This window comes from Sphingomonas sp. PP-CC-3A-396, from assembly GCF_004343105.1.
Classification (GTDB): domain Bacteria; phylum Pseudomonadota; class Alphaproteobacteria; order Sphingomonadales; family Sphingomonadaceae; genus Sphingomonas.
The window spans coordinates 279,715-300,872 of the sequence record NZ_SLYF01000006.1 but is presented as its reverse complement, the minus strand read 5'-3'; the positions used below and the strand labels follow the sequence as shown (position 1 = coordinate 300,872).

Annotated in this window: 25 protein-coding genes; 19 read left to right on the top strand and 6 right to left on the bottom strand. The window is 65.7% G+C overall.

Annotated features, from left to right (window positions below):
- Positions 1–5: 5 nt before the first annotated feature.
- The 11 genes from C8J40_RS13850 (at position 6) to C8J40_RS13800 (ending at position 9,103) form a co-directional block, all read left to right on the top strand.
- Positions 6–1,811, top strand: coding sequence for a flagellar hook-length control protein FliK (locus C8J40_RS13850; protein ID WP_132897488.1), 1,806 nt, complete (start codon positions 6–8; stop codon positions 1,809–1,811).
- A gap of 16 nt (positions 1,812–1,827) precedes the next feature.
- Positions 1,828–2,457: a flagellar basal body-associated FliL family protein gene (locus tag C8J40_RS13845; protein ID WP_132897487.1), complete on the top strand. Its 630-nt coding sequence runs from the start codon at positions 1,828–1,830 to the stop codon at positions 2,455–2,457.
- A 3-nt stretch (positions 2,458–2,460) separates the two neighbouring features.
- Positions 2,461–3,423, top strand: coding sequence for a flagellar motor switch protein FliM (locus tag C8J40_RS13840; protein ID WP_132897486.1), 963 nt, complete (start codon positions 2,461–2,463; stop codon positions 3,421–3,423).
- Positions 3,420–3,710, top strand: coding sequence for a flagellar motor switch protein FliN (gene fliN, locus C8J40_RS13835; RefSeq protein ID WP_056054132.1), 291 nt, complete (start codon positions 3,420–3,422; stop codon positions 3,708–3,710). Before C8J40_RS13840 ends, fliN begins: the two co-directional genes overlap by 4 nt.
- A gap of 6 nt (positions 3,711–3,716) precedes the next feature.
- The gene (locus tag C8J40_RS13830) at positions 3,717–3,971 is read left to right on the top strand and encodes a flagellar biosynthetic protein FliO (RefSeq protein ID WP_056054129.1); all 255 of its coding nucleotides are present in this window, start codon (positions 3,717–3,719) and stop codon (positions 3,969–3,971) included.
- A complete protein-coding gene (gene fliP, locus C8J40_RS13825) occupies positions 3,968–4,882 on the top strand; it encodes a flagellar type III secretion system pore protein FliP (RefSeq protein ID WP_132897485.1) in 915 nt (304 codons plus the stop codon). Before C8J40_RS13830 ends, fliP begins: the two co-directional genes overlap by 4 nt.
- A 4-nt stretch (positions 4,883–4,886) precedes the next feature.
- Complete coding sequence (gene fliQ, locus C8J40_RS13820) at positions 4,887–5,156, top strand: flagellar biosynthesis protein FliQ (RefSeq protein ID WP_055874447.1); 270 nt, start codon at positions 4,887–4,889, stop codon at positions 5,154–5,156.
- Positions 5,157–5,283: 127 nt separating this feature from the next.
- Positions 5,284–6,057 carry a flagellar biosynthetic protein FliR gene (gene fliR / locus C8J40_RS13815; protein WP_132897484.1) on the top strand — a complete coding sequence of 258 codons (774 nt, stop codon included), beginning with the start codon at positions 5,284–5,286 and terminating at the stop codon, positions 6,055–6,057.
- Positions 6,057–7,199, top strand: a complete 1,143-nt coding sequence (locus C8J40_RS13810) for a flagellar type III secretion system protein FlhB (RefSeq protein ID WP_132897483.1) — start codon at positions 6,057–6,059, stop codon at positions 7,197–7,199. Before fliR ends, C8J40_RS13810 begins: the two co-directional genes overlap by 1 nt.
- Before the next feature lie 57 nt (positions 7,200–7,256).
- The gene (fliD, locus tag C8J40_RS13805) at positions 7,257–8,708 is read left to right on the top strand and encodes a flagellar filament capping protein FliD (RefSeq protein WP_132897482.1); all 1,452 of its coding nucleotides are present in this window, start codon (positions 7,257–7,259) and stop codon (positions 8,706–8,708) included.
- A complete protein-coding gene (locus C8J40_RS13800; RefSeq protein ID WP_132742489.1) occupies positions 8,705–9,103 on the top strand; it encodes a flagellar protein FliS in 399 nt (132 codons plus the stop codon). The genes fliD and C8J40_RS13800 overlap by 4 nt, the downstream gene beginning before the upstream one ends.
- Before the next feature lie 145 nt (positions 9,104–9,248).
- On the opposite strand, the gene C8J40_RS13795 is transcribed toward C8J40_RS13800, so the two are convergent.
- From C8J40_RS13795 to argH, 5 genes are read right to left on the bottom strand one after another with little or no spacing between them, the layout of a single operon-like run.
- Complete coding sequence (locus tag C8J40_RS13795) at positions 9,249–10,202, bottom strand: CorA family divalent cation transporter (RefSeq protein ID WP_132742490.1); 954 nt, start codon at positions 10,200–10,202, stop codon at positions 9,249–9,251.
- Complete coding sequence (locus C8J40_RS13790; RefSeq protein WP_243693388.1) at positions 10,199–10,996, bottom strand: bifunctional precorrin-2 dehydrogenase/sirohydrochlorin ferrochelatase; 798 nt, start codon at positions 10,994–10,996, stop codon at positions 10,199–10,201. Before C8J40_RS13790 ends, C8J40_RS13795 begins: the two co-directional genes overlap by 4 nt.
- Positions 10,993–12,255: a diaminopimelate decarboxylase gene (lysA, locus tag C8J40_RS13785; protein WP_132897480.1), complete on the bottom strand. Its 1,263-nt coding sequence runs from the start codon at positions 12,253–12,255 to the stop codon at positions 10,993–10,995. The genes C8J40_RS13790 and lysA overlap by 4 nt, the downstream gene beginning before the upstream one ends.
- 11 nt (positions 12,256–12,266) lie before the next feature.
- Entirely contained in the window at positions 12,267–12,509 is a 243-nt protein-coding gene (locus C8J40_RS13780) for a hypothetical protein (RefSeq protein ID WP_132897479.1), read from the bottom strand.
- Positions 12,506–13,891, bottom strand: a complete 1,386-nt coding sequence (gene argH / locus C8J40_RS13775; RefSeq protein ID WP_243693387.1) for an argininosuccinate lyase — start codon at positions 13,889–13,891, stop codon at positions 12,506–12,508. The genes C8J40_RS13780 and argH overlap by 4 nt, the downstream gene beginning before the upstream one ends.
- Positions 13,892–13,955: 64 nt before the next feature.
- Here argH and C8J40_RS13770 point away from each other — a divergent pair, with 64 nt between their 5' ends.
- The 5 genes from C8J40_RS13770 (at position 13,956) to C8J40_RS13750 (ending at position 16,772) form a co-directional block, all read left to right on the top strand.
- Positions 13,956–14,534 carry a TlpA disulfide reductase family protein gene (locus C8J40_RS13770; RefSeq protein ID WP_243693386.1) on the top strand — a complete coding sequence of 193 codons (579 nt, stop codon included), beginning with the start codon at positions 13,956–13,958 and terminating at the stop codon, positions 14,532–14,534.
- 273 nt (positions 14,535–14,807) lie between these two features.
- A complete protein-coding gene (locus tag C8J40_RS13765) occupies positions 14,808–15,374 on the top strand; it encodes a helix-turn-helix transcriptional regulator (protein WP_132897477.1) in 567 nt (188 codons plus the stop codon).
- Positions 15,375–15,408: 34 nt separating this feature from the next.
- On the top strand, positions 15,409–15,756 hold the full coding sequence (locus tag C8J40_RS13760) for a hypothetical protein (protein ID WP_132897476.1): 348 nt from the start codon (positions 15,409–15,411) through the stop codon (positions 15,754–15,756).
- Between the two features lie 21 nt (positions 15,757–15,777).
- Positions 15,778–16,233 carry a hypothetical protein gene (locus C8J40_RS13755; RefSeq protein WP_132897475.1) on the top strand — a complete coding sequence of 152 codons (456 nt, stop codon included), beginning with the start codon at positions 15,778–15,780 and terminating at the stop codon, positions 16,231–16,233.
- 53 nt (positions 16,234–16,286) lie between these two features.
- Positions 16,287–16,772, top strand: coding sequence for a hypothetical protein (locus C8J40_RS13750; RefSeq protein WP_132897474.1), 486 nt, complete (start codon positions 16,287–16,289; stop codon positions 16,770–16,772).
- Positions 16,773–17,291: 519 nt separating this feature from the next.
- On the opposite strand, the gene C8J40_RS13745 is transcribed toward C8J40_RS13750, so the two are convergent.
- Positions 17,292–17,678, bottom strand: a complete 387-nt coding sequence (locus C8J40_RS13745; RefSeq protein ID WP_132897473.1) for a hypothetical protein — start codon at positions 17,676–17,678, stop codon at positions 17,292–17,294.
- Between the two features lie 96 nt (positions 17,679–17,774).
- Between C8J40_RS13745 and C8J40_RS13740 the strand changes: the two genes are divergently transcribed.
- The 3 genes from C8J40_RS13740 (at position 17,775) to C8J40_RS13730 (ending at position 21,060) form a co-directional block, all read left to right on the top strand.
- Complete coding sequence (locus C8J40_RS13740; protein WP_243693385.1) at positions 17,775–19,304, top strand: recombinase family protein; 1,530 nt, start codon at positions 17,775–17,777, stop codon at positions 19,302–19,304.
- Positions 19,301–20,179: a plasmid partitioning protein RepB C-terminal domain-containing protein gene (locus tag C8J40_RS13735; protein ID WP_132897472.1), complete on the top strand. Its 879-nt coding sequence runs from the start codon at positions 19,301–19,303 to the stop codon at positions 20,177–20,179. The genes C8J40_RS13740 and C8J40_RS13735 overlap by 4 nt, the downstream gene beginning before the upstream one ends.
- Positions 20,180–20,253: 74 nt before the next feature.
- Complete coding sequence (locus C8J40_RS13730) at positions 20,254–21,060, top strand: plasmid partitioning protein RepB C-terminal domain-containing protein (RefSeq protein ID WP_132897565.1); 807 nt, start codon at positions 20,254–20,256, stop codon at positions 21,058–21,060.
- The last annotated feature ends 98 nt before the right edge of the window (positions 21,061–21,158 follow it).

Below are 21,158 nucleotides of genomic sequence, written 5' to 3'. Positions count from 1 at the left end.
CCTGCATGATCCAGACCGCGACTCTTTCTCCCATGCTGCCGGCCCAGGCGCGGTCGACGACCGTGCCAAATGGTCCGACGCCGGGCGATTTCGCGGGTTCCTTCGCGCAGGCGAACGACGACGCTGCCGCGGAGGGTGCGCCGACGACGCCGGCTCCGATCATCGCGATCCCGGCGCTGTCGGCCGGCACGATCGTCCGGCAGGACGCCGCCGCGACCGGCAACACCTTGCCGACCCCGATCGTGACGGAGGCCGCACAGCCGATCGTCCCGGCGATCGTCACCCTCCTCGCCGAACCGCTTGCGGCAGGTCTGCGCCCGACATCGCCAACGCTCGTACAGCCAATAATCCCGGTAACTCCGGAGCCCGCGACGCCTGACATCGTCAAACGCACCATCGCTCCGCGTCCGAGCCCCAATGCGGCGCGTCCCGCGGCGTTCGCGATCGCGCCCCGCGGCGGCAAGGCCAAGAACGACACCCCGACGACCCCGTCGGACGACACCGCCGACGCGACACTCGCCGATCAACCGGCCCTGCCCGATCAGCCCATGATCGCGCAGCCCACGCTCGCTCCTCCCCTTGCGCAGGCAAACCCGGACATCCCGCTCGTCGCGTCCCCCGCACCTTCGCCGCCCCCCGAAGCCGCCAAGATGATCGTGGCCGAGAACGCCGTCGCCCCCGCCGGATCGGCGATTATTGGCGCGAAACCCAGCGCTACCGGTGCGGCAGACGCAAAGCCTCTCGTGGCGGCGGAACCGGACCTCACGACCTCGATCACCCCGGCCCCCCGGCAATCCCGCAGCGCGACGAAGCTCGCACAGGCCGAACGGGCTGTGCCAACAGCGATCCCCGTCGCGCCACCCGCAATTCTGAAAATCCCGATCGCGCTACGCCCAGTCGCGCAGCCCAGCGCCCTACCCGTCGCTACAGTGTTGCCGCGACCTGCGGTGGAGATGGTCGACCGTAGCCAGATCTCACCGCGGGAGGTCACGCCGGTCGCCTTGACGCCTGCCATCCCGGTCACCGCCGCGGCTCCGCCGTTGCAGATCGTGGCGCTAGCGGCGACCGTGCCCGTCGCACCACAAATCTCGAGCGTGAGTCCCCCACTTGGTCTTGCGAGCGAACCCGGTTCGACCGCGCAATCGTCGGTGCCAGCGCCGGCCACCAACGCCGCGCCCGCCACGCCGCGCTGGGTCGCGACCGACGCGACGACCCCGGTGGCGCTCGCGCTCGCGCAGCCTGCCGCGATCCAGCCGCAACCGGGCACCGTCGCGTCCGCCAGCCAGGTATTCGGCGCCGCGATCCAGGCCGCCACCAAGGCGCGCGACGAGCGCGACACGACCGATCCGACCGCGCCATCGATTGCCGCTGGCACGTCGGTATCGCCGCTGACGATCAAGACCCCCGAGGCGCAACAGGCCCCGCTCGACATGCGACAGGAGCGCTGGCCGCACGCGATGATCGAGCGCATCGAGATCCTGCGCGACGCCGCCGATGCGACCGATACGCGGATCCGCCTGGTCCCCGACGCGCTCGGCGCGATCAACGTCTCGATGCGCAAGGATGGCGACACCGTCCACGTCCATTTCAACGCCGAGCAGGCCGCGACCCGGACGCTGCTGGCCGACGCGCAGCCGCGCCTAGCCGAGCTGGCCGAAGCACGCGGACTTAAGCTTGGCCAAGACGCGCTCGGTGACGGCAATGCCGGCTCCAGCCGGCAGCGTGCACCTACCCCATCACAGATTCCGAATCGCACGACGACGACGGCCGCGATGATCGCGGACGCTGCCGAAGACACCCGAATCGCTTGACCCGAAGGACCCTGACATGAGCGACAAAAAAGAAACTTCAGACGCCGCCCCGAAGAAGAAGGGCAAGATGAAGACGATCCTGATCGGCGGCGTTGCGCTGTTGGTACTGGTCGGCGGCGGCGTCGGCGCGGGTGTCTATGCGTCGAACGCCGGGTTGCTTGGCGGTGGCCATGCCGAAGTCGACGACGGCAAGCCCAAGCTGGTTCCCAAGAGCGAGCAGAAGCATGCCGGTGAGGGTGGCGAAGAGGGCGGTGGCCATGGCGGTGGCGAGGAGGCTGCGCCTGAAAACCACGGGATGAAGCCGCCCGCGGGCGAGGGCGGCGACAAATACGCGTCGACCTATTACCCGATGGAGAAGGAATTCACCTCGAATCTCCAGGACTCGGTGCACTTCGTCCAGGTCGGCATCGCGGTCGCCACGCCGTACGACGATACCGTCATCTCCAATCTCAAGACCAACGATATCGCGGTCCGTTCGGCGATCCTGATGGCGCTCGGCGACACCACCGAGGAGCAGGTCATGAGCAGCGACGGCAAGCGCCAGCTGCAGGTCCGATTGGCCAAAGCGATCAACGATACGCTCAAGCAGAAGGAAGGCTTCGGCGGCATCGGTAACGTTTACTTTACCAGTTTCGTTGTTCAGTGAGGCATGGTTAACGAGGCCTCAGCAAAGACACGCGAGCGACGCGACCGGGATCGCTCCACCGCCCCCCAGGGCGGCGCGATGCATCAAGGTATGCTCGGCGGGGCCAAGCTCAATCCGTTCGGCGACCTCCATTCGCTGCAGCATCTGTCGGCACGGTTCGCACGCGGTTTGCGCGGCGTGTTCGAGCCGCTGCTGCGCCAGGAAGTCCGCTGCTGGGCCGAGCCTCTCGTGGTCCAGCGCTTCACCGATTACCGGGCCGAGCGCAGCGATGCGCTGACCGCGTGGCTGCCGCTGATCATGACGCCGGGGATGGCGCAGGCGCTGTGCATCATGGACGGCAAGTTCGTGCTCGAGATGCTCGACATGTTCTTCGGCGGCACCGGCGCCGCGCCGCACACGCTGCCGACCGAGTTCTCGCCCGCCGCCGAGGCGATGGTCGCGCGGATCGGCCAGATGATCGCCGCGCCGCTGAAGACCGCGTGGGAGCCGATGGCGCGGTTCGATTTCCTGCCGACCCGCGTCGAGGTGAACCCGGCGATGATCGCCGATCTCGACGGTGAGGACGCGATGATCGTCACGCGCTTCGGCATCGCGGCAGGGGCCGCAAAGCCGGTGTTCCTCGACCTCGTCTACCCCGTCTCCGCGCTGAAGCCGCATGCGCCGTCGCTGACCGCGAAGGTCGTCGGCAAGTCTGCCGAGCCCGATCCGGCTTGGCGCACCGAGCTGACGCGGGCCGCGATGAACGTGCGCTTCCCGATCCGCTCGGTACTCGCCGAGCCGGTCGTCAAGCTGACGATGCTGATGGACCTGAAGCCCGGCGACGTGATCCCGATCACCATCTCGGGCGACGTGCCGGTGATGGTCGGCAACAACCGGCTCGGCTGCGGCACGGTCGGCACGTCTAACGGCTTCGCCGCCATCCAGCTCACCTCGATTACAAGTTTCGACGAAGGATTTGCAGCATGAACGACATGACCGGAGGCTTCCCCGTAGATGCTGCCGTCGCCGCCAATTTCCGGCTGCTCCAGGACGTCGACGTCAAGCTGACCGTCGAGATCGGCTCGACCAGCCTGACGCTGCGCGAACTGCTCGCGCTCGGCGAATCCAGCGTGATCGAACTTGATCGCCAGGCCAACGAGCTGCTCGACGTCTTCGTCAACGGCACGCTGATCGGGCGCGGCGAAGTCGTCACGGTCGGCGAGCGCTTCGGCGTGCGGATGACCGAGCTTGTCAGCCCCGACAAGCGCGGCTGAACCACGATGCTCTGGACCTATATCCTCAAGCTCGTGATCCTGCTGCCACTGGTGTGCGGCCTGATGTTCGGCTGCCTGTATCTGTGGCGCAAGTTTGAGAGCCGGATCCCGGGCAAGCCTTCGACGCGGCTGATCGGCGTCAAGGAAACGATGATGATCTCGCCGGGGCTGCGTCTCGCGGTGATCGATTTCGAGGGCCGCCGGCTGCTCGTCTCGGTCGGCCGCGGCGGCGTGCACCTGATCGACAAGGTCGACGCATGAGCGCGGTCGCTCGTCCGACGGTGACGCGGAAAGGCTCGGGCCCTGCCCTGTTCGCCGCGTCCTCCGCCAAACCGTTTTCCCGCGTACGCGGGAATCCAGGAGCCAAGCGCGCGAACGCGTGGCTGTGGATAGGCCTCGCGGTTCTCTTGGCCCTGTTCCTCGCAATGCCCGCCTTCGCGCAGGGCGTCCCCGCCCCAACCAACCCCGCCGTCGGCGACGCGGTCGATCGCGCGCTCGGCCAGCTCGGCGGCCAGGCTGCGGGCAACACCGGCCAGAGCGGCTCACTCTCGCTCAGCCTGCAAGTCCTCATCATCATGGGGCTGCTCACGGTACTGCCGGGCATCCTGCTGATGATGACCAGCTTCACGCGGATCATCATCGTGCTCGCGATCCTGCGCCAGGCGCTCGGCCTCCAGCAGACGCCGCCGAACCAGGTGCTGCTCGGACTGTCGCTATTCCTGAGCTTTTTCATCATGGCGCCGACGATCAGCCAGATCAACACGACCGCGATTCAGCCCTATGCCGCCGGACAGCTCGCCGGCACGCAGATGATCACGACGGCGGGCGTTCCACTGCACGCGTTCATGGTCAAGCAGACGCGGATCAAGGACGTCACGATGTTCGCGCAGATCGCCAAGTCCGGGCCGTACGCGACGCCGACCGACATCCCCTTCTCGGTGCTGCTCCCCGCGTTCGTCACGTCCGAGCTGAAGACCGCGTTCCAGATCGGCTTCCTGATCTTCCTGCCGTTCATCGTCATCGATCTGGTCGTCGCGACCGTGCTGATGTCGCTCGGCATGGCGATGCTGAGCCCGACGATCATCTCGATGCCGTTCAAGCTGCTGCTGTTCGTGCTGGTCGACGGGTGGGCACTGACGATGGGCAGCCTCGCCAACTCGTTCGCGACCTGAGAGCATGGACGCGCAGTATTTCCTGACCGTCGCGAACCAGACGATGTGGGTGCTGGCGCTCGCCAGTGCGCCGATCCTGATCCCGGCGCTGCTGGCGGGGCTGATCCTCGGGATGATCCAGGCGGCGACGTCGATCAACGAGCAGACGCTGTCGTTCGTACCGAAGCTGGTCGTGGTCGCGGTGTCGATCCTGATCTTCGGGAGCCTGATCCTCGGGCTGCTGAGCGATTTCACGATCGGGATCTTCGAGCGCATTCCGGACCTCGTAAAATGAGCGCACTTACTTCTCCCCTTCCGCTTGCGGGAGGGGTCGGGGGAGGGGCGTGCCTCACCAGCCGGTCGCCAGTACGTACGTCGCGCCCTCCCCTGACCCCTCCCGCAAGCGGGAGGGGAATCTAGTCATGTTGGGCTTCGGCCTCTCGATCGAGCCGCAGCTTTGGGCACTCGTGTTCGTGATGATCCGCATTGGCGCGACGTTCATCGCCGCACCCGTGTTCGGCTCCGTGTCGGTCCCGCTCACCGTGCGCGTCACCTTGTCGGGCGCGATCGGGTTCCTCGTCCTCGCGGCCCACCCGATCGTCCCGCCACAGAACATCTTCGCGGTCACCACGATCCTTTCCGCCGCCGCCGAAGCGTTGGTCGGCCTCGCACTCGGCTTCGTCCTCCAGATCGCGTTCGCCGCGCCGATGATCGCGGCCGAAGTGATCGGCGGCGCGATGGGGCTCGGCTTCGCGTCCTCGATCGACCCGCAGAACGGCAAGTCGTCCCCTGCCCTCGGCCAGTTCTTCTCGATCATGCTGACGCTGCTGTTCCTGTCGGTCGACGGCCACCTGATCCTGATCGACCTGATCGTCCGAAGCTACGACGTGCTCCCGCCCGGTGCCGCGTGGATCGGCGTCGAGCGGCTGAAGGCGATCGCGTTCTTCGGCGGCTATGCGTTTCTCGCCGGGCTGTTGCTCGCACTACCGGTCGGCTTCCTGCTGCTCTGCCTCAACATCGTCGTCGGCATGCTGAGCCGCGCCGCGCCCGCGCTCAACCTGTTCGCGGTCGGCCTCCCCGCCAGCCTCGCGGTCGGCGTCGTCACGCTGGCGATCGCGTTCCCGACGATGGGCGACTACATGCTCGTGATCGTCCGCGAAGGCCTCGCCGCCACCGAAAACCTGGTGCTCGGCTGATGTCTGAAGACTCGGGCGAAAAAACTGAAGCACCAACCGCAAAGCGCAAGAAGGATGCGGTCGAGAAAGGCGACATCCTCAAATCGCGCGATTTCGCCACCGCGCTGAGCATGCTCGCCGGAGTCGCCTGGCTGATCTACGCCGGCCCGACGCTGATCACCGCGTGCAAGGCGATCATGAGCTCCAGCTTCCAGTTCACGCATGCCGACGTCGAGGACTTCTCGCCGTGGCGGCCGCTGATGGAAGCCGGCGGCAAGCTCGCGCCCTCGCTCATCACGCTGTTCATCGTCAGCATCGGCGCCGCGATCTTGAGCCAGGCGGGGCTCGGGTCGCTTGGGTTCAACGGCGGCCTGCTCGCACCCAAATACAGCCGTGTCGATCCAGCGGCTGGAATCAAGCGCATCTTCGGCGCGAACGGCTGGATCGAGCTCGGCAAGTCGCTGCTGAAGGTCATCCTGCTCGGCACGATCGGCGGCTGGATGCTGTGGAACGCGGCACATTCGACGATGGGCCTCGCCTCGTCCGCCGATCTCAACCAGGCGCTGTCGACGCTCGGCGGGATCTTCAAGGGGATCCTGATCGCGATGGCGTTCGGGCTGTGCGCGATCGCCGGGATCGACCTGCCGATCCAGATCATCCGCCGGCTGGGCAAGATGCGGATGTCGAAACAGGAGATCAAGGACGAACACAAGTCGACCGAGGGCAATGGCGAGGCGAAGGGCCAGATGCGGGCGAAGATGCGCGCGATGGCGAGCGGGGGCCTGCGCAAATCGGTCGCGGAGGCGCATGTCGTGCTGACCAACCCGACGCATTTCGCCGTCGCGCTGCGCTACGATCGCGGCAAAGATCAGGTGCCGGTGGTGGTCGCCAAGGGGCGCGGCGCCACCGCGCTCGCGATCCGCGAACTTGCCGCAGAAGGCCGGGTACCCGTCCTCGAATATCCGATGCTGGCACGTGCGATCTATTACACCAGCAAGGAGAATCAGGAGGTCCGCGACGACCTGTACATGGCGATCGCGACGGTGCTCGCTTTCGTATTCGGGCTAAACGCGGCGGCGGGCGGTACGGCCGGCGGGGTCCAGCCGTTCGTCACCGTACCGAAGGACGCCCGCTTCGACGAAAACGGCATGAAACAGGCCTAAACATCGCCGCCAAACGGTCGTTCTTACAGACGAGCGCGCACGTGCAGGAATTTCGCCATGGTAACATCGACCACCAGCACGACGGGGACACCCACCCCAACGTCCACCGCGTCCGCGGCACAGACCGCGATCAACACCGCGACGCAGGCGCTGCTGACAGGGCTCAGCGCAGGGTCGGGCGTCGACACCGGGACGCTGGTCACATCGCTGGTCGAAGCGCAGTTTGCCGCCCGCTCGGCAACGCTGAAATCCAAATCCGACACGCTTACCGCGCAGATCTCGGGCGTCGCGTCGCTCAAGAGCACGATGACGGGCTTCTCCACCGCACTCGCCAATCTGGTGAAGGGCGGCAGCTTGCAGACCCAACCAACCAGCTCGAACGCCGCAATCCTGTCCGCCACCGCGCAGTCGGGCGCGAAACTGTCGGGGCTGTCGGCCAGCGTCACCGTCACGCGCCTCGCCACCGGCCAGGTCGCGCGGACGACGAACCCCGTCGCCGCCGCCAATCGCACCGCATCGCTCGGCACCGGCGCGCTGACGCTCAACGTCGGCGGGGGCGCAAACGTCGCGATCAATATCGGCGACGGCAGCATCGACGCGATCGCGGCGGGGATCAACGCGTCGAAGAGCGGCGTCACCGCCTCGGTCGTCACCGATGCGCAAGGCGGCGCGTATCTGTCGGTCAAGGGCGCAACCGGCAGCGCCAACGCGTTCACGCTGAAGGGCGCCACCGGCAATGCGCTCGACATCGGTGGCAGCACTGCGACCAAGACCAGTCTGGTATCGACCGCACAGAACGCCAAGCTCACCGTCGACGGGATCGACGTCGAACGGCCGAGCAACACCGTCAGCGATCTGGTTTCCGGCGTAACATTGCAGTTGAGCGGCGTGTCGACCGTCCCCGTCTCGCTGACCAGCACGGCGCCGACCGATGCGCTGACGCAGGCGGTCAACGACGTCGTCACGACCTATAACGAGGTCCTGAAGACGATCACCGAGCAGACCGATCCGATCACCGGCAATCTCCGTGCCGACCCTGCCGCCAAGTCGTTGTTGAGCTCGCTGAAGGCGTTGACCTCGAAGCCACTGGTTGGCGGCGCGACCGCCGGTCTCCCGCGGACGTTGGCGGAACTCGGCGTCGCGACCAATACGGACGGCACACTGCGCGTCGATTCCACGCTGCTCGCGAAGCAGCTCGCGGCCTATCCCGACACCATCGAATCGATGTTCGCACCGTCGGGCACCAATGCGCTCGGCCTCTCGGCGACGCTGACCGCGCTGACGACCAGCGCGACCAGCACGCTGACCGGGCTCGGCGCCTCGACCGTGCGCTACACCGCGGCGCAGTCCGATGTGACCAAACAGCAGGACAAGGTGACCGACCAGTCGGCGCAGCTGACGACCCGGCTGACGCAGCAATATGCCAGCATGAACTCGCGCGTGTCGGCGTATAAGTCGACGCAGACGTTTCTTACCGGTCAGATCGCCCAGTGGAACAAGAGCTCGTGACCTACGCCTCCACCCTCACGCGCGACCCGTTCGCGACCTATCGGCAGATCGACGCGGTCGGCCACACTGCGACGGCGGACGGCCCGGCGCTGGTGCAGCTGCTGTACAAGGAGCTCGTCGCAGCACTCCGCGCCGCCGCCTGGGCCTGCGAAAAGCGCAAGTTCGCGGTCAAGAGCGAGCGCATCACGCGTGCCACCGCGATTCTGTTCGCGCTGGAGGCCGGCCTCGATTTCGAAAAAGGCGGCCAGATTTCTGAGACGCTGGCGCGGCTGTATGGCGGCGCGCGGAAGACCGTCATCAACGCCTCGCTCGGCCATGACCCCAAGCCGTTCCGCGATTCTGCGGACATGCTCGACGAGATCGCCCAAGCCTGGCGGACTGCCAGCGCCGCCTGAGCTTCCAATGCTCCCCCGCCAGGGGGAGGTGGCTGGCGCTTGCCAGTCGGAGGGGGCGGACACGGAACAGCAGTTGTCGCCCCCTCCCCCTCCGTCGCCGTTGGCGCCACCTCCCCCTGGCGGGGGAGGATCGAGGTTAGAAGTCCTACCTCTTGAACCAGTGGCGGGCGGAGAAATACCCGATGACGCCCACCGCGATCACGAGGCAGGCCGCGGCGATCGCATCGAACGCCCATGGCTCTTCGGCATAGGGCAGCCCCTTCACGTTCATGCCGTACAGGCCTGTGAGGAACGTCAGCGGCAGGAACACCATCGCCGCGATAGAAATGATCAACGAGCGGTTGTCGATCTGCTCCGCGCGCAGATCGGTCAGCGTCTCGTGGACCAGTGCGGCACGCTCACGGATCGATTCAAGCTCCTCTGCCATCCGCGCCGCGCGGTCCGCCGCCGCCGCGAGATGCAGACGGTCGTCGTCGGCGAGCCAGTCGCCAGGCAACGCCGCCAGTTTTTCCAGCGCCGCACGCTGCGGGCTGAGGAAGCGTTTATAGCCGATCGCCGCCACGCGGACCTTGCTGACGGTGCGGCGCAGTTCGAACACGCGGTTGGCGTCGAGCTGTTCCTCGCAATCGTCGAGCTCGTCGCCGAGCGTCGCGACGTCGGGATCGAGGTCGGCGGTGATCGCGGTCGCAAACGCTGCGATCAGATCGCCCGGATCGCGGATTTCGCCGCGCTCGACCATCTTTTCGACCTCGCCGACCGCGATCAGCGGTTTGCGCGTGACCGAGAAGACCCGCCCCTTCACCGCCCAGATCCGTACCGAGGCGAGCATGTCAGAGGTGTCGAGCTCCTCGTGCGAGCGCCCGCGCAAATTGAGGAACGCGCCCTCGCCGACCGCCTCGCACCGCGGCCGCGTCTCGGTCGCGGTCAGTGCGTCGACGACGTAATCGAGCAGCTTGGCCTCGTCGCGCAACCATGTCTGCGCATGCTCGGCGGTGGTCGACAGATGCACCCAGACGAGGTCGGCGGTACAGTCGAGCGCCTCCTTCACGCCAACGCGCGTCGCTTCGCCGTTGGTGATGCGGAAGCCGAAACCGCTCATCGCGCCATCTCGACCGCGACGGTGAGGCCCGTGCCCGGATCCGCCGGCATCGCAGCGCAATACCGCGCGGCGTCGGCACGCGCACGGTCGAGGATCGCCGCGGGCACGTCGGGGCCGTGGTAGACCCGGTCGGCGCTGGCGAGCGCACGCGCCTGGCGCAACGTCAAATCCTCGGGATCGTCAGACAGCAGGACGAGGGTAATCGCCACGTCACGCACCGCAGCGGCCGCGTCCGTCGGCGCCAGCCATGCAGCGACGTCGTGCGTCGGTGACAGCGGATCGAGCATCCCGCCCGCCGCCATCGCGGTCGCTAATGCCCGGCGGCGCTCGCCCATGTCAGGCCAGCGCTTCCGCAACGCGCCCCGCGCCGCCTGCAACGCGAGCGCAAGTTTGCCGAGATCGGCGGGCACGATCGCCTCCAGCCGCTGACGCAACGCCGCCGCCAGCCCGGCCGATACGCCGCTAGTGCCGATCGCGATCAGCACCGGTGCGCGGTCGACGATCGCCGGCAACGTGAAATCGCACAGCGCCGACCGGTCGACCGCATTGACCAGGATCCCGCGCGCCTTCAGCCGCGCGACTGCCGCCAGCGCCTCGTCCTCGTCGTCGATCGCGACGATCGCTAGAGACGCCGCCGCATCCTCGCCGACCACATCGGCCCCAGCCCTATCGAGCAACCGCCGCTTCGCATCCGCCGCCTCGCCCTCGCCCAGCAGGATCACCGGGCGCCCCGCTAGCCTTACGAACAGCGGCAGGCTTTGTAGCGGGGGGGGCAGCGGAGCGGGCGATGTCACCGCTTGAGCCATTCCGGCACGCGCTCGGCGGCCAGGATCGTCTCCGGATGAATGCGATCCGCAACCACTGCGAACCGGTCGCCGTCGACCAGCACCTCAGGCACCAGCGCGCGGCTGTTATAGGTCGACGCCATCGTCGCGCCGTATGCGCCCGCGGTCCGGAAAATCCCGAGATCGCCCGACTTCACCGCGTCGATATCGCGCCCCATTGCGAAGGTGTCGCCGGTCTCGCACACCGGCCCGGCGATGTTCGCCATCATCCGCTCGCCGCTCGGCTCGACCGCGACGAAATCGTGATACGCATCGTACATTGCGACGCGCGCGAGGTCGTTCATCGCCGCGTCGACGATGACGTACGGGTTCACGACGCCCGGCTTCACCCAGATGACCTCGGTCAGCAGCACGCCGGCATTGCCCGCAATCACGCGCCCCGGCTCGAACATCAGTTCGACATCCCAATCGGCGGTCGCGCGCGCAACCATCGCGCCATAGTCCGCCGGCGACGGCAGTACGTCGTCGGGCTTGTAAGGCACGCCGAGCCCGCCACCGAGATCGACGCGGCTGATCGTGTGACCCGCAGCGCGCAGTTCCGCGACCAGCTCGCCGATGCGCGCATAGGCGGCTTCAAGCGGTGCGAGATCGGTCAGCTGGCTGCCGATGTGGATAGCGACGCCGCGCAGATCGAGCCCGTCATGCTGCGACAGCCGATTGAACATCGCCACCGCCTGATCGATCGCGACGCCGAACTTGTTCTCCTTGCGCCCGGTCGAGATCTTTGCGTGCGTCCCGGCGTCCACGTCGGGGTTCACCCGCAGCACCGCCGGCGCGCGTTCGCCGCGAGCATACGCCAGCGCGGCAAGGACTTCGCCCTCCTCCTCCAGCTCGAGATTGAACTGGCCGATCCCGGCGTCGAGCGCCTGCGCCAGTTCGCGCCGCGTCTTCCCGACGCCCGAGAACACGATGTCCGACGCCGGAATGCCCGCCGCCAGCGCGCGCTGCATCTCGCCCGCGGAAACGACATCGGCACCATAGCCTTCGTCGGCCAGCACCCGGAGCACCGCGACGTTGGGGTTCGCCTTGATCGCATAGGCCAGATGCACGCGCCCAGCGCCCTTCAGCGCATCGCGGAACACCTGCGCATGGCGGCGGAAGGTGGCGGTCGAATAGACGTAGACGGGCGTGCCGACGGCCTCGGCGATCGCCGGCAGGGCGACGTCTTCGGCGTGCATCACACCGTCACGATAAGCGAAATGGTCCATGGATCAGGTCTTCAATTTGGCGGCGGCAGGTCGAACTCGTCGCTGCGGCGCTCGTCGGATTGGGTGAGCAGCTCGTCGCTGCGCTGCGGGCGTTGCTGCGTGGTCGGCGCGAGCAGCTGCGCGGCGGTCGGCGGGGTCTTCGCACCGTAAGGCGCGACCGGGAGCGTCTTGCCCTCCGCCGGCACCAGGCCGTCCGCCGCACCGCAGCCCGTAAGGGCCAGCACCAGTCCCGCCAATCCCAGAAGCCGTTTCATGCAATATCTCCCCGCGCAGCCCGGATCGCCGCGCGCACATTGTCCGGCGCGGTGCCCCCGAAGCTGGTCCGGCTGGCGACCGACGCATCGACCGAGAGCACGCCGTACACGCGTTCGTCGATCCGCGCATCGATTGCCTTCAGGTCCTCGATCGGCAGCGCATCGAGCGCGACCTTGCGCTCCTCCGCCAGCTTCACCGCGCGCCCCGTCACATGATGCGCCTCGCGGAACGGCAGCCCCGCCTCACGCACCAGCCAGTCGGCGAGATCGGTCGCGGTCGCGAAGCCGCTCTCCGCCAGCCCGCGCATCCGGTCGGTGCGGAACGTCGCGCTCTCGACCATGCCCGTCATCGCCGCGATCGACAGCGCAAGCAGGTCGTGCGCCTCGAACACCGGTGGCTTGTCGTCCTGCATGTCCTTGGAATAGGCGAGCGGCAGGCCCTTCATCGTCACCATCAGTGCGGTCATGCAACCGAGGATGCGCCCGGCATGCCCGCGCACCAGCTCAGCCGCATCGGGATTGCGCTTCTGCGGCATGATCGAGCTGCCGGTCGACCATTGGTCGCTGAGCGCGACGAACCCGAACGGCTGCGACGCCCACAGCACGAACTCCTCGGCGAGCCGCGACAGATGCAGCGAGGTCTGCGTCGCCGCGGTCAGATACTCGATCGCGAAATCGCGGTCGCTGACGCCGTCGAGCGAGTTGGTCATCGGGCCGTCGAAGCCGAGGGCGGCGGCGGTCATCGCGCGGTCGATCGGAAAGCCCGTCCCCGCCAGCGCGGCCGAGCCGAGCGGCGACCGGTTCATTCTTGCGCGGGCATCGGCAAACCGGCCGACGTCGCGCGAGATCATCGCATGATACGCCATCAGGTGATGGCCGAGCGTCACCGGCTGCGCGGACTGGAGATGCGTGAAGCCCGGCATCACGCTCGCCGCATGCTCTTCCGCGCGGGTCAGCAACGCGGCCTGGAACCCGGCGAGCGCCGCCAGCGCCTGGTCGATTGCATCGCGCACCCAGAGCCGGAAGTCGGTCGCGACCTGATCGTTGCGCGAGCGTGCGGTATGCAGCCGCCCGGCAACTGGCCCGATCGCATCGGCCAATCGCGCCTCGGTTTGCATATGAATGTCTTCGAGGACGAGATCCTCCTCGACGCCGTGCTCGGCATAATGCGCCGCTACCGTATCGAGCCCGGCCGCGATCGTCGCGGCGTCCTCGGCCGAGACGATGCCCTGCTTGCCGAGCATCGCGACATGCGCCTTGGAGCCGGCAATATCCTGCTGCCAGAGCCGCTTGTCGAAGGGAATGGAGGCGTTTATCTCGCGCATGACCGCTGCCGGCCCCTCGGCGAACCGCCCACCCCACATCGAATTGGAACCGTCCATGGTCTTGCGTCCTGTGTTCACTTCGCGCCCAATCGCCCGTCTTCCGACTATCGGTCTGGTGGGAATGGGCCTGCTGGTCGCCGGCTGCGATAGGAAATCGCCCGCGCCGGAGCAAGCAAACGTCGTTGCGGCAAACACGGCCTCCGCTGACGAGGTTACGTCCGCCCCCGCGCCCGACGAAGCCACCGGTCCTGCCACCAGCACCGAAAAGCTCGACCGCAGCCACAAGGGCGAGACCGGACCGACGGTTGCCTTCACCGCGCCCGACGGCAAATCGGTCACGCTCGCCGCGTTCAAGGGCAAGCCGCTGCTGCTCAACATGTGGGCGACCTGGTGTGCGCCGTGCGTCGCCGAGATGCCGACGCTCGACGCCGCGGCGAAGTCGCTCGCGGGCAAGGTCCAGGTGATCGCAGTCAGCCAGGACTTGCAGGGCGCGGAGAAGGTGACGCCGTTCTTCGCCGCGAAGAAGTTTTCGACGCTGAAGCCCTATCTCGACCCGAAGCTCGGTCTCAGCCTCGCCTATCAGGCGAACCTGCCGACCACGATCCTCTACGATTCGGCAGGCAAGGAAGTCTGGCGGATGACCGGCGGCTATGAATGGAACACGCCCGAGGCAGCCAAGCTGATCGCCGAGGCGTCGTAGCATTTGAAAGAGTTGGGATTTGTGCCGACCCGCCTTGGTGACGAGCCAAAGGTTGATGGCGAGCCGGCACGTGCATCCTAACGCATGATTGAGGGAAAAACGTGCAAGTCGGATAGAGAATGGTTCAAATGCGATGAGCCGAGCCTTGTCGCGGGTGTTCTTTCGAAGTGCCGCCATCGGCCGCGAATGCGCAGGTGGTTGCTTGCCCGACCGTTAACCCTTTAGGGGCATGCTCGGTCTGTTATGCCGCCAGCCCGGTGAAGGGGGGATGAGATGGAAGAACCCCGCATCGATCGTCTGTCGAACCGGCACCGCGACGTGCTGCGCGGCGTGGCTGCGTTGCGCAAGACCAAGCAGATCGCCGCGGAACTCGGTATCGCGCCAGGCACCGTAGACGGCTACATCGCCGACGCGGTCCGGATTCTCGGCGCGACCGATCGCGGCGATGCGGCCCGCATGCTGGCTCGGCACGAACGTATTGATCCGCTGTCGGACCCAAGGCCGCCAGCCCCCGGGCAATCCGGGGGGCAATCTTCATGGGTGGCAGCTCCCGCGGCATCGATGCCACAGATCGCTCAGCCGGTCGTCGAACCGGAAGCTTTCCAAGATGCCGGTGCGGACCGGGTGGGCCAAGATGCCGGTGCACCCCAAAGGCCATCGTTCGCGGGACTGCTTCCGATCAGGCGTACAGGACAACGCAGCAACGACCTACCGGTCGCGGCCCGCTTGCTCTGGATACCGGCTATCGCAGTGATCCTCGCGGTGGGCTTCGGCATGCTCGCGAGCGGTCTCAACGTGCTCGCCGAGCTGATCGAACGGCTAGGGCACGTGTCCGGCTAATCGATCGAGAAGGCCGCCATCGGCGGATACTTGCATGGACACTCAGCTGACGCAGACCGCCACCGATATCGGCACCCTGCTGAACCGGCTCGAAGCCCAATTGACCGAGGCCTTTGCGATCTGCTCGCACCTCGCGGTTGCCACGACGACGTTCGGCGGCAGCGCCGGCGTCACGCCGCGGATCGCCCAACCCGTCGTCCAGGAACTTGGCGGCGCCATGGCGGCGATCGCTCAGGCACAGGGTCATGTGATCGCCGCGCATCGCAGCGCCGAACGGATCGGCAAGTTCGTCGGTTTCGGCGATGGCCTGCCCAAACCGGATCAGGCATTCTTCACCGGTGCGGACATCAGCCATCTCTCGATCGTCGCCGCGGCGGCCTGACCTCGAACTCGGTCGCGCCCCGTGATCCACGTCCTGGTCTATTACGCGGTTGCGCTGGCGACATGCTGGTTCGCGTTTCGCCATGGTGGGCTCCCCGAACGGATCGTTGCGGCGGCGTTCCTGCTCGCCGCGATCCTGTCGAGTCTGCTGGCGTTCACCGCGCGGCCCGCGTTCCGGTCGGTCGATACCGCATTGCTATCGATCGACCTGGCCTTGCTGGCCGGATTGATCGCGGTGGCGCTGTTCGCGAACCGGTTCTGGCCGATCTGGATCAGCGCGCTTCACCTGCTCGCGATCGCGGTGCACGGCGTCCGCGCATACGACCCGGACCTTGTGCCCTGGATGTACGCCGCGGCGATCAGCAAGATCGCCTATCCGATGCTGGCTCTGTTGGTGGTCGGCACCGAACGCCACCGCCGGCGACGATGGTCGCATGGCTGCGATCCGGACTGGTCCAGCGCGTCAAAATCGCCCTGACCGCCGAATTTACACCGACACCGACACCGACTTCAAAATATGGATCGACGCCGATGAGCGACCCCCTTCGTTTGCGTTACCCAGCGCACCACCCCTTGCCCGACACCTTACCGCAGGAGGGTACGCCACCACAGATGCCGCTTGGTGACGCTCCCCCCGGCGACACCCCCCCGGGTAACGGGGCTGGATCGGGTATCGAGCCGCCATCGCCGACCGAACTCGACCGCGCCCGCGCCCTGCTTCATCAGCAACGCGCCCGATCGGCCGCATTCGCGTCGGCTCGGGCGCTGTTCCAGGATCCGGCATGGGATATATTGCTAGGGCTGTTCGTCGCGTACGAAGAGGGCACACCGCTGACCATCGACGCGGTGCAGGCCGCCACCGGGCTGTCCGAAGTGACGATCCGACGCTGGCTGCTGACACTCGAGCATCGCGGGTTGATCACGTGCTGGCCGCACACCGCCGCATGGCCGCAACGTTCGCTCGGCCTGACCGACGAAGCCCTGACGATGATGCTGCAATTCCTGCAGGAAATTTAGCAAGCGTGTCCTTTGACACGAAAACTTGCCCTCTCAGGTCAGAACATATCGTGATCTGTCAAAACCAAGTGACAAAGCTTTTGACCGATCAGCGAGAATTCTGACACCGATTTGTCCGGCGCGGTTGAGTTAGGATTCCATCCTACAGGCCGGTTGTGGGAAGGTCGGCATTATGCCGCCACCGTCAAAGCCGTCAGTGCCCGGTAGAGCGGGGCATGTTGGCCCTCGAAAAGCTTGGCTATTCGTGCACCGACTTGCCGGCGCTCGCCCAACGCGGTCCGATCAGATTTGAGCTTGGGCGGGCGTCCGAATCGGACTCCCCTCGCCTCAGCCGTCAACATACCGAATGACGCAAATTCCATCGTTGCATTGACCACTGGCCTCGCCACGCGGTTCGATGTCCGCCTTCGAGCGAGCACCACCTACAATTTGCTGCAACCGATCCATACCTGACAAGCCCGCAATTGAGTCCATGCTGTTGGCAAGGACTGTGCGTCGATGCTCGTTGCGGGATCCGCGTCATTCCGGACCAAGATACTCCAGCAGCATCGTGATTAGTGAACGCAGCTCCCCCCGGAGCTTCTCGCTCTTCGCTGCGTGTTGTATCTCATACCGGTCCGCGAGTTCGAGAACGGCTAGCATGACCGCATCCGAATGGCGCATCAGCACCACTAGCCCCGCTCCGCTCGGACCGTTCCTCCCATAGAGCCAGTTTTGCACCGTCCGCGCGTTCGCTCCCGTAAGACGGGCGATATGCTTCACCTTCGCCGGGGATGTGCCGAAATCTCGACGCAGCGCGTCGGCGATGACACTGGCGAATGACGCCACCGTGTCTGCGGCCGGATCAATGGGAAACTTGTTTCCGTCTCCCGCGCGAAGTTTTCGGTCCTTATCCGACAACGACATTCCATCCTCCCGCGAATAGAAAGACGTCAGTCGGACACGGGAGCGACACGCCCGTGACAAGCGTCAGGAAAAGCGGTGCGGGAAGAACCTCCGGACATGAAGCTGGTGCGGGCCGCTCAGTACATGCGCATGTCGACCGACCTCCAAAAGTACTCGACCGAGAACCAGGCCGAAGCGATCGCGGCATATGCCGCCAGGCGGGGCATCGAAATTGTCCGCACCTATGCGGACGAAGGTCGTAGCGGACTGAACATCGCCGGACGCGATGCGCTCAGACGTCTCATCGACGACGTGCAGAGCGGCAAGGCCGACTACGACGCGATCCTCGTCTACGACATCAGTCGCTGGGGGCGCTTCCAGGACGCGGATGAGAGCGCCTACTACGAATTCATTTGCCGGGAACGCGGCATACACGTCCACTACTGCGCGGAGCAGTTCGACAACGATGGCAGCTTCCAGGCGAACGTAATCAAGACCGTCAAACGGATGATGGCCGGCGAATATAGCCGTGAACTGTCCACGAAGGTCTTCGCGGGGCAGTGCCGCCTAATCACTATGGGCTATCGGCAGGGCGGCCCCGCAGGATACGGCCTGCGTCGACATCTTGTGAACGAGCGCAACGAACCAAAGACGCTCCTCGCAGCCGGCGAACGGAAGAGCCTCCAGACGGACCGCGTCATCCTTGTGCCGGGACCGGACATCGAGATCGAAACGGTGCGCCGGATATACCGATGGTTCGTACTCGAGCATAGGTCGGAGCGCGAGATCGCGACCGCCCTCAACGGCGAAGGCTTCGTCACCGATCTGGGCAAGTCATGGACCCGCTCCGTCGTCAGGCAGATTCTGAGCAACGAGAAGTACATCGGGAACAACGTCTACAACCGCGTCTCCTTTAAACTGAAGAAGCAGCGCGTGGTGAACTCACCGGACATGTGGATCCGGCGGATCGGTGCGTTCGAGTCGATCGTCGATCCGGGGCTGTTCGAAGCCGCGCAGAAGATCCTCGCTGAGCGCGCCCGGCGCTTCTCGGATTCCGATCTCCTGACCATGCTGTCGGACCTGCTCTCCGCCAAAGGCGTCCTGTCGGGCATGATCATCGACGAGGTCGAGTCGATGCCATCAACGGCTGCCTATAGACATCGGTTCGGCAGCCTGCTGCGGGCATACCAGCTGATAGGCTACACCCCCGACCGCGACTTCCGCTACGTCGAGACCAATCGCCAGCTTCGCCTGATGCACCCCGAGGTGGTCGCCAGCACCGTCTTGGGCATCGAGGCGGTCGGCGCCCATGTCTCGGTCGACGGAACGACCGATCTGCTCGTCGTCAACCACGAGGTGACGATCGCGCTCGTTATCGCTCGATGCCGGACGACCGCCGCTGGATCGCTACGCTGGCGGGTCCGCCTCGACGCTGGCCTGCGGCCCGACATCACAGTGATCGTTCGCCTTGCGCCGGACAACAGGACGGTGCGCGACCACTATCTCCTTCCGTGGATTGATCTCGGTGCCGAGCCGCGTTTCGGCATGGGAGAGGACAACGGCATCATGCTCGATGCTTATCGCGCCGAAGACCTCTCGCCGCTGTACCACCTGCTGCGCCGTCACGCCGTGGAGTATGCTCTGTGACGCCCGACATAATCGACATCTCCATCGCGTCGATCGAAGTGCTGAACCCCCGGGTACGCAACCGGAAGGTCTTTGAAGAGCTCGTCGAAAGCATACGCGCGGTCGGACTGAAGCGCCCCATCATGGTCAGGCGTTCACCAATCGGCCAGGGCTTCGAACTAATCTGCGGGCAAGGTCGCATGGAGGCATTCGTCAAGTTGGGCGCGACCGCGATCCCAGCCATCGTCATCGAAGCCACGCGCGACGAATGCTACGTAATGAGTCTCGTCGAGAACATGGCGCGCCGCAACCTGTCCCCGCTCGAGCTAATCCGCGAAGTGGGCGTGCTACGGCAGCGCGGCTACAGCCATACGGAGATAGCGCGGAAGGTGGGCTTCAGCCCCGAGTACGTCTGGACGATCAACTTCTTGCTTGAGAAAGGCGAGGAACGGCTGCTGGACTCCGTTGAACGTGGTGTCATTCCACACACCATCGCCGCCGAGATCGCCCGTGCCGACGACGCGCAGGTGCAGCGGGCCCTTACGGAGGCGTACGAAGCGGGGTCGCTACCGGGCGCTCAGGTTCTCGCGATCCGGAGGATCGTCGATCAGCGGAACCTGATCGGCAAAGGCATCAAGTCCGTTCGAAGCGGACCGAAACGCAGCCAGCCCACAACCGCCGCTGCGCTCGTCCGCGCCTACCAAAAGGAGGTCGAGCGCCAGCGGCTTCTGGTGAAGAAGGCAACGCTAACGGAAGGACGTCTCACGTTCATCGTCGGCGCGATGGGCAAGCTGCTGGCGGACGAGCATTTTGTCACGCTTCTTCGAGCCGAAGGGCTGGCCAGCCTCCCTCATCCTGTCGCTCAGCGCCTTGGCATCGCCGGGGACCCGACGTGACAGATCCGATCCGGATATCGTTCGCTCGCGAGGTGTTGGACCTTCGTCTTGACGCGATCCTGCCGGTCCGCCCCATGACGGTCCGCATAGTCGAGTCGAAGCGCTATGTCCGCATCGCGACATCGGTGCGTGAGATCGGCATCGTCGAGCCACTGGCCGTCACGGTCGCCGATAAGAACGGACGGCACATGCTGCTCGATGGCCATCTTCGTCTGCATGCGCTCCGCGAAGCGTCCGTGGAGTCGGCTCCGTGCATCGTCGCTGACGACGACGAAGCCTTCACCTACAACAAGCGGGTGAATCGTCTGGCTACGGTGCAGGAGCATTACATGATCACGCGTGCCCTTGATCGCGGCGTACCGGCCGCCATGATCGCGGCGGCGCTGGGCATGGACGAAACGCTGGTAGCCCGCCGACGGACCATGCTCGACAGAATATCCTCCGATACCGTCGAGATACTCAAGGACAAGCACGTCAACGCGGTCGTCTTCGACATCCTCCGCAAGCTGAAGCCGGAGAAGCAGTTTGCCGCGGCCGAGATGATGGCGGCGATGAACAACTTCACCGCCAGCTACGCTCGAGCGATCTTGGCCGCGACCCGCCAGTGCGATCTCGCCAAACCCGATCAGCCGAAGAAGATACTTGGCGTCACGCCGGAACAGATGGCGCGGATGGAACGTGAACTCGAAACGCTCAATGCCGATTTCCGTGCTCGGGACTCCAATTTCGGCGACGACGTCCTCGAACTCGTGCTGTCGTCGCGCTACTTGAAACGGTTGATCGGCAACGACAAAGTCGCAAGCTATATCACTTCAAGGCATCCTGAAATTATGAGCCAGTTCCAAGCCATAGTTGACGCGACCTCTCTGGACGCCAGCTGAGGCATTGCTCGGAAGTCGCCTGAGCCGTATTCAACATCTGTACTGATCGACGATCACCGTTGGGCCGGAGCTCGAAGATTTAAGACGAAGTTGCCCCG